Below are 7,193 nucleotides of genomic sequence, written 5' to 3' on the forward strand. Positions count from 1 at the left end.
CCCTCGCGGCGGTGGCCACCGCCGCGGCCGGTCCGATCTCGTTCGTGGCGCTGGCCACCCCACAGATCGCCCTGCGCCTGGCCCGGACGGCCCAACCCCCGCTCGCCGGCTCCCTGGTCCTGGGCGCCCTGCTGACCGTGGGCGCCGACCTCGTCGTCCGGGTGCTCGCACCGAGTGTCCCGGTCGGGGTGCTCACGGCGATTCTCGGCGCGCCGTATCTGCTCTACCTGCTCGCCCGGAGCCGCCGACGGTGAGCGGCGCACAGACCCCGGATGCCTCCGGGACCGACGGAAGACAGGAGGGACGCACGTGACGCGGTCCAGACTACGGGCCGACCAGCTCCGGCTCGGCTACGGCGAACGACTCGTCGTCAACGGGCTCGACCTCGCCGTCGAGGACGGCTCCGTCACCGTCGTGATCGGCCCCAACGGGTGCGGCAAGTCCACACTGCTGCGCGCGCTGGGACGGCTGTTGCGCCCGCGTGCCGGCGCCGTGCTGCTGGACGGCAAGCGCATCGACAAACGCCCCACCCGCGACGTCGCCCGGACGGTCGGGCTGTTGCCGCAGTCCCCGCTCGCACCGGAGGGGCTCACCGTCGGCGATCTGGTGTCCCGGGGCCGGCACCCGCACCAGAGCTGGCACCGGCAGTGGTCCGCCGACGACGAGCGGGCCGTCGGGCACGCGCTGGCGCTGACCGGGATGGACGCCCACGCGGACCGGGTGGTGGACGAGCTCTCCGGCGGCCAGCGGCAACGGGCGTGGATCTCGATGACCCTGGCCCAGGACACCGCGCTGTTGCTGCTCGACGAGCCGATCACCTACCTGGACCTCGCGCACCAGGTGGACGTGCTCGACCTCGTCCATGGCCTGCACGCCGAGCGCGGCACCACGGTGGTGATGGTGCTGCACGACCTCAACCTCGCCGCCCGCTACGCGGACACCCTGGTGGCCATGGACGACGGGCGGGTGGTGGCCCGGGGCGCACCCGGCGAGGTGCTCACCGAGCAGCTGCTGGCGGACACGTTCGGCCTCGACGCCAAGGTGCTGACCGACCCGGTCGCGGGCACCCCGATGGTGGTGCCGGTCAGTGCCCACCTGCGGAACGCCCCTCTTCGGGACGGAACCGGCTGACCAGCCACCCGGCGCGTCCCGGAGTTCGGGTGTGGCGTGCCGGGGCCTCCACCAGCAGCGCGAACGCGCCGAGTGTGGACATGCTGGTGAACAGCTTGAACCCCTGGTCACCCACGAGGTCGGCAACACATCGATTCCCCGGTCGGCCCCCGGCACCGGAGGCGGAGGGCGCCGGATCACACGAACGCCCCGTGTCCGGTGATCGCCCGCCCGACCACGAGACTGTTGATCTCGCGAGTCCCCTCGTACGAATAGAGCGCCTCGGCGTCCGCGACGAACCGCCCGATGTCGTGGTCGAGCACGATGCCGTTGCCCGCCAGCAGCTCACGCGCCCACCCGACGACCTCGCGCATCCGGCTGGTGCAGTGGGCCTTGGCCAGGGCCGAGTGCTCGTCCCGGTAGGTGCCCGCGTCCTGCAGCTGCGCCAGGCGCACGACCATGCCGAACGACGACGTGACATTGCCGAGGATCCGCACCAGCAGGTCCTGCACGAGCTGGAACGCCGCGATCGGCCTGCCGAACTGTTCCCGCTCGCCCGCGTAACGCAGGGCGATCTCGTACGCGGCCAGCATCACGCCGACCGCCTGCCACGCCACGCCGCTGCGGGTGGCCCGCAGGATCCGTGCCGTGTCCCGGAACGAGCGCGCGCCCTGCAGCCGGTTCGCCTCGGGGACCCGGCACCCGTCCAGCACGACGTCGGCGTTCTGCACCGACCGGAGCGCGATCTTGTTCTCGATCTTCGTGGCCGTGAGCCCGGGGGTGTCCCGCTCCACCACGAATCCCTTGACCTGCCCGTCGTCGACGTCCCGGGCCCAGACGACCAGGAGATCGGCGAAGGTGGCGTTGCCGATCCAGCGTTTGCGCCCGTGGATCACCCACTCGTCGTCGCCGGACCGGTGCGCCGTGGTCCGCAACCCACCCGCGACGTCGGAACCGCCCTCCGGTTCGGTCAGCGCGAACGCCCCGAGGAGTTCCATCCGGCTCATCGGGGGCAGCCACCGCGCCCGTTGCGCCGCGTCCCCACAGTCGGCGATGCTGCCCATCGCGAGCCCGCTGTGCACCCCGAAGAACGTCGCCATTGACGCGTCGGTGTGCGCCATCTCCAGGGCGAGGAAACCGCTCAGCAGACTGGTCGGCTTCGGGCCCCGCACGTCGGGATAGGCACGACCCGCGATGCCCAGCTCCGCGTAGCTCTTCACCAGCTCGGTCGGGAACTCCGCGCGGGCCCAGTACTCGTTGGCGATCGGGGCCACCTCGGAACGGAGGAACTCCCGCACCCGGTGCAGGACGGCCCGCTCGTCGGTGTCGAGCAGTTCCTCGAAGGAGTAGAAGTCACCGGTCAGCAGCTCGGACATGATGCCGGATACCCGCGGGACGCGCGAAGTCCACACCGCGCGGGACGATCGTGGCGCTCACGCCCGTGCGGGGCTCGCCGTCACCTCGTCCGCGAGTGTGCGGTCGAGCCGCACCCGCACCAGGGCCGCGGAGAACCGGGCCAGGTCGTCGTCGGGGACCAGCCCGGCCAGGGTCGCCGCGTCCCGGGGCAGCCCGATCCGCTCGGCCCCCTCCCTGGCCTTCTTGTCCAGGTACGGACGCAGCCACGGCCAGACCCGCTGGGCCTCCCGACAGAAGATGTCCGCGCCGACGGCGCCGATGCCGGGCACCTCGCACAGCGATCGCCGCAGCCTGCCAGGGTCGCCGTCCGCGCGGCGGGCCATGCGGCGGAGGTCGCCGCCGTACTCGTCGTCGATCAGCGCGGCACCCTCGCCGAGGGTGCTCGCCGTGCTCTCGTCGTAGCGCACGTAGTGTCCCCGGCCCAGCGCGTCCACCCGGTCCTGCCAGGAGGATTCGCGCATCCGGTGGGCGGTGCCGAACCCCGCGCGGTACAGTTCCCGCGCCGCCGCCACCGCGATGTCGGCCTTGATCCGGGCGGACATCAGGACCGACAGCACCAACAACCGGTACAGGCTCGCGGGACTGTCGGTGAGCCGGATCCCGGCCTCGTCGGCGTAGGTCCGGCCCGCCACGTCCATCAGCCGCCCGACCGTGCGTTCGGTGTCGCCGCTCATACCCGTCACCTACCCGGTCGCACCGCGACCGACACGGCCCGCGCCGCCCGGCTCCGTCGATCCCCGGTGAACCGATTCACGCCCGCCGCGTGTGTTGCGGTCCGGCCTCCCCTCTCCTCAACGTGACCCGCATTACCTATGGTGTGGATCTACGCCCGGATCGAGGAGGACAGCGTTGACCATCCAGCCATCCGTCGCGAACCAGGTCGAGGGACAGACCGTGGCCAAGCTGCTGCGGCGGAACGCGGCCGAGTTCGCGGATCTGCCCGCCCTGAGTTCGCTGGACGACGCGGACCGGCCCACCCTCTCGTGGGGCGAACTCCGCGAGGAGATCGCCGCGTTCGCCCGCGGTCTGGCCGATCTGGGCCTGCGCGCGGGCCAGCGCATGATCATCATGGCGCCCAGCCGCCCCGAACACGTCATCGCCGACCTGGCCGCCGCGAATCTCGCGGTGATCTCGTGTACCGCGTACTCGACGTTGAGCAGCGACCAGATCCGCTACGTCGTCAACCACAGCGCGGCCCCCGTCGCCGTCCTCGCCGGTGCGGAGGAGCTGGAGCGCTGGCGCCCGGTGCTCGACGATCTGCCGAACCTCGAACACATCGTCATGATGGACGCCGACGCGATCCCCGCCGGTGACGAACGGTTCGTCAGCGCCGAGCGGGTCCGCGAGCGCGGGGCCGAGCTGCACCGGAGCAATCCGGACGCTTTCGAGCGGCTGACCGACGAAATCAAGACCGACGACCCGCTGTGCATGATCTACACCTCGGGGACCACGGGCGCACCCAAGGGCGTGGTGTTGTCGCACCGCAACACGATTCACGAGGCGTTGGCAGTTCGCCAATTACATGACGCGCCGATGCACATGTCGAACATCGCCTACCTGCCGCTCGCCCACGTCGCCGAGCGGGTGCTCTCGATCTACATGCCGATCGTGCACGCGGGCCACGTCCACACGCTCGCGGACGCCGGCGGGGTGGTCGGAGCCCTGGGCACGGTGCGGCCGGACTCGTTCTTCGGCGTGCCACGCGTGTGGGAGAAGATGGTCGCGGGCATGAAGAACATGCTCGCGGGCGTGGACGAGCAGCGCCGGGAGGAACTGCTCGCGGCCAACGAACTGCTCCAGGAGGGCTACAAGCTGCGCAGCGCCGGCAAGGAGGTACCCGCCGACCTCGCCCGGCGGATCGCCGAGACGGACGAGAACGTGCTCGCCCCGATCCGGCAGATGCTCGGCCTCGACCGGCTGTTCCTGGCCGCGAGCGGCGCCGCCGCCCTGCCGACGGAGGTGCTGTATTTCATCGCCGGCCTCGGCATCGAGATCCAGGAGGTCTGGGGCCTGTCGGAGACGACGGGTGCGGTGACCGCGAACACCGCCTCCGCCTTCCGGGCCGGCACGGTGGGCCGTCCACTCGCCGACGTCGAGGTGGCGGTGGCCGACGACGGCGAGCTGCTGGTGCGCGGGCCGATCGTGTTCCCCGGCTACCTCCAGGAGGACGGTTCGATCGAACCCGCCACCGATGCCCACGGCTGGTTCTCCACCGGGGACATCGGCACGATCGACGAGGACGGGTTCGTCAGCGTCACCGACCGGAAGAAGGAACTGATCATCACGGCGGGGGGCAAGAACATCGCCCCCACCCGCATCGAGGGTCTGCTCAAGGAGCACCCGCTCATCGGACAGACGATCGCGATCGGGGACGACCGGCCCTACATCACGGCACTGATCGTGCTGGACGACGAGATCGCCCCGGCGTGGGCCTCGTCCCGCGGCATCGAGGCCGGGGACGTGGCCGCACTGGCCGAGCACCCGGAGATCCGCGCGGAGATCGACCGTGCCGTGGCCGCGGCCAACGACCGGCTCGCCCGCGTCGAGCAGATCAAGCGCTACCACCTGCTGTCCGAGGCGTGGTCCCCGGACAGCGGCGAGCTGACCCCCACCCTGAAGCTCAAGCGCCGGGTCATCACCAACCGCTACGACACCGAGATCGAGTCCCTGTACCAGAGCTGAGCACCCGGCGTCGTGCCGTGAAGGACTCCTTCCCTGCATCTGACGCGGGGAAGGGGTCCTTCACGGCACCACATGCAGCGAAGGGGTCCTTCACGGCACACCCGCGTCAGGCGGAGCGGGTCCATCCGCGCAGAGGCTCCGGGACGCGCTTCTCCAGGCCGTAGGGCTCCAGGTGGGCGGCGAACACCTCGTCGAAGGCCTGCCGAACGCTGTCCGAGTCCCACTCGGGACGGCGCAGGATCGGCTCCTTGAACGCGGGTTGGGCCAGCACGTGCAGGTCCGAACCGTCGCAGCGGAGCAACTGTCCCGTGATTCCCGCGGAGGCGTCGGCGAGCAGGTAGGTCACCAACGGGGCGACGCGGGAGGGCGTCCGTTCGGGTGGACAGTTGCGCAGACTGCGTTCCGACTTCCACACCATGCGGGTGTGGGCCAGCGGGCACACGGCGTTGACCCGGACACCGACCTCCTCCATGTCCAGTGCCCACGAGTAGGTCAACGAGGCGACCGCCCCCTTGCTCGCCGCGTACGCACCCAGCTTGCGCTGCCCCAGCAGCGCCCCGGAGGCGATGTTGACGATCGAGCCGCCCCGCTCCCGCTCGACCATTTGCTCGGCCGCGGCCATGCCCACGTAGAGGACGCCGAGCACGTTCGTCTCGACCAGCTCGCGCACCCGGGCGGCGTCGTCGGCCCACGGCAGAGCCTCGTAGTTGACCCCCGCGTTGTTCACCAGACCGTCGACCGCGCCGAACTCGGACACGCACAGCTCCACGATCGCCCGCGCCTGCGCGGGATCGGCCACACTGTGTCCACTGGCGACCGCCGTGCCGCCGTGCACCGTGATGTTCGCCGCCGTGCGCTCGGCCAGTCCGGCGTCGACGTCGTTGACCACGACCGCCGCACCCGCCCTGGCCGCGTGCGTGGCGAACGCCTCCCCCAGGCCACGCCCGGCCCCGGTCACCACCACGGCCCTGCCGCCGAGTTGTCCGTCCATCCCTGTCGTCTCCCCACCGCGGGCTGCCGCCCACTCGTCACGTCGGTGTAGCCGGCTAGCTCCAGTGTCGGGCACGATACGCACGGTGCGTACCGGCTCGCGACGAACGGCCGCCACCCTGCGCCGAACGAGTGAGTACTGATCGGCCGGACGTACCTCGCGGCCGAACAGGCCGGACGGTCGGTCCGGGACGGCACGGCTCGGGACGGCTCGGGACGGCTCGGAGCAGCGCGGCTCGCGGCGGTACAGCTCGGAGCGGCACGGTGCGGCACGGTGCGGAGCACACACGGCGGCACGGTGCGGAGCACACACGGCGGCACGGTGCGGAGCACACACGGCGGCGCTGCGCACCACGACACGTGCGGCGGCCGCGACATCCCCGGGCGGCGGGACCACCTGATAGTGCCGTACCGGCACGGCGTGAACCCGCCCGCGACAAGGTATTCACCGACGGTCAGAAGTCACGACCGGACACCGACACTCACCTCCTTCCCGGTCGGGCGCCCCGACGAGCACCGACGACTGTGTGAACGATGACCGCACGATCCCCGGCGATCAGAAGTCCCGCCCCGCCACGGCACACCTCCCACGATCCCGCTCGCGAACCCACACCCGGGGGAGACACGGTCCGTGACCGGTACGCCCCGGGTGTTCCGGCACGCACGAAGATATCCCTCGCCCAGACCAGACGTCAGGACGGACCGTGGTCTCGCTGCCCGGTGGCCCCCAGGACCGGGGTCGCTCCTCCGGGTGGGACACCGGCGGAAAGCTTTCCCGGAGGTGGGATCATGGCGTCCGGTCCGGTGGTTCACCCGGTGGACGGATATCGTCCGGACCACACGTCTCCGGACACCGACACACGCGGGAGGACGAGCGAGTGCCGCCGGGTCCGCACCGCGGGCGAGCCCGCGACCACGCTTCGGACGTGGTGGGCACGGGCGTCGTGACCGGGGAGTCCGCCCGGGGCGGGCCGCTCCCGCACGGCGACACCGGC

Annotated in this window: 7 protein-coding genes; 3 read left to right on the plus strand and 4 right to left on the minus strand. The window is 71.4% G+C overall.

Translation table 11 applies throughout. The annotated features are described in order from the left end of the window. Both SACHA_RS20630 and SACHA_RS0106350 read left to right on the plus strand, forming a co-directional pair. Positions 1 to 254, plus strand: a 254-nt coding sequence (locus SACHA_RS20630) for an iron chelate uptake ABC transporter family permease subunit (RefSeq protein WP_039738136.1), incomplete at its 5' end; no start/stop codon positions are given. Positions 255 to 309: 55 nt separating this feature from the next. Next, entirely contained in the window at positions 310 to 1,131 is an 822-nt protein-coding gene (locus SACHA_RS0106350; protein WP_019808089.1) for an ABC transporter ATP-binding protein, read from the plus strand. 176 nt (positions 1,132 to 1,307) lie between these two features. Here SACHA_RS0106350 and SACHA_RS0106355 read toward each other — a convergent pair whose 3' ends face one another. Then, the gene (locus tag SACHA_RS0106355; protein WP_019808090.1) at positions 1,308 to 2,486 is read right to left on the minus strand and encodes an acyl-CoA dehydrogenase family protein; all 1,179 of its coding nucleotides are present in this window, start codon (positions 2,484 to 2,486) and stop codon (positions 1,308 to 1,310) included. A gap of 57 nt (positions 2,487 to 2,543) precedes the next feature. Continuing rightward, on the minus strand, positions 2,544 to 3,200 hold the full coding sequence (locus tag SACHA_RS0106360; RefSeq protein WP_019808091.1) for an HhH-GDP family DNA glycosylase: 657 nt from the start codon (positions 3,198 to 3,200) through the stop codon (positions 2,544 to 2,546). 175 nt (positions 3,201 to 3,375) lie between these two features. Between SACHA_RS0106360 and SACHA_RS0106365 the strand changes: the two genes are divergently transcribed. Beyond that, positions 3,376 to 5,208: an AMP-dependent synthetase/ligase gene (locus tag SACHA_RS0106365; RefSeq protein WP_019808092.1), complete on the plus strand. Its 1,833-nt coding sequence runs from the start codon at positions 3,376 to 3,378 to the stop codon at positions 5,206 to 5,208. 106 nt (positions 5,209 to 5,314) lie between these two features. Here SACHA_RS0106365 and SACHA_RS0106370 read toward each other — a convergent pair whose 3' ends face one another. Together SACHA_RS0106370 and SACHA_RS26015 are read right to left on the minus strand one after the other, a co-directional pair. After that, complete coding sequence (locus SACHA_RS0106370) at positions 5,315 to 6,199, minus strand: SDR family NAD(P)-dependent oxidoreductase (RefSeq protein WP_019808094.1); 885 nt, start codon at positions 6,197 to 6,199, stop codon at positions 5,315 to 5,317. A gap of 808 nt (positions 6,200 to 7,007) precedes the next feature. Continuing rightward, the coding region (locus SACHA_RS26015) for a hypothetical protein (protein WP_028662943.1) at positions 7,008 to 7,193 on the minus strand (186 nt) is incomplete at its 5' end.

Origin of the sequence: Saccharomonospora halophila 8 (assembly GCF_000383775.1) — a bacterium.
In the GTDB taxonomy this organism is placed as follows: Bacteria; Actinomycetota; Actinomycetes; order Mycobacteriales; family Pseudonocardiaceae; genus Saccharomonospora; species Saccharomonospora halophila.

What these genes read in the sequence shown, in the direction of transcription:
- SACHA_RS0106355 (WP_019808090.1), bottom strand. Translation starts at nt 2,486, where the DNA reads ATGTCCGAGCTGCTGACCGGTGACTTCTACTCCTTCGAGGAACTGCTC.
- SACHA_RS0106360 (WP_019808091.1), bottom strand. Translation starts at nt 3,200, where the DNA reads ATGAGCGGCGACACCGAACGCACGGTCGGGCGGCTGATGGACGTGGCG.
- SACHA_RS0106370 (WP_019808094.1), bottom strand. Translation starts at nt 6,199, where the DNA reads ATGGACGGACAACTCGGCGGCAGGGCCGTGGTGGTGACCGGGGCCGGG.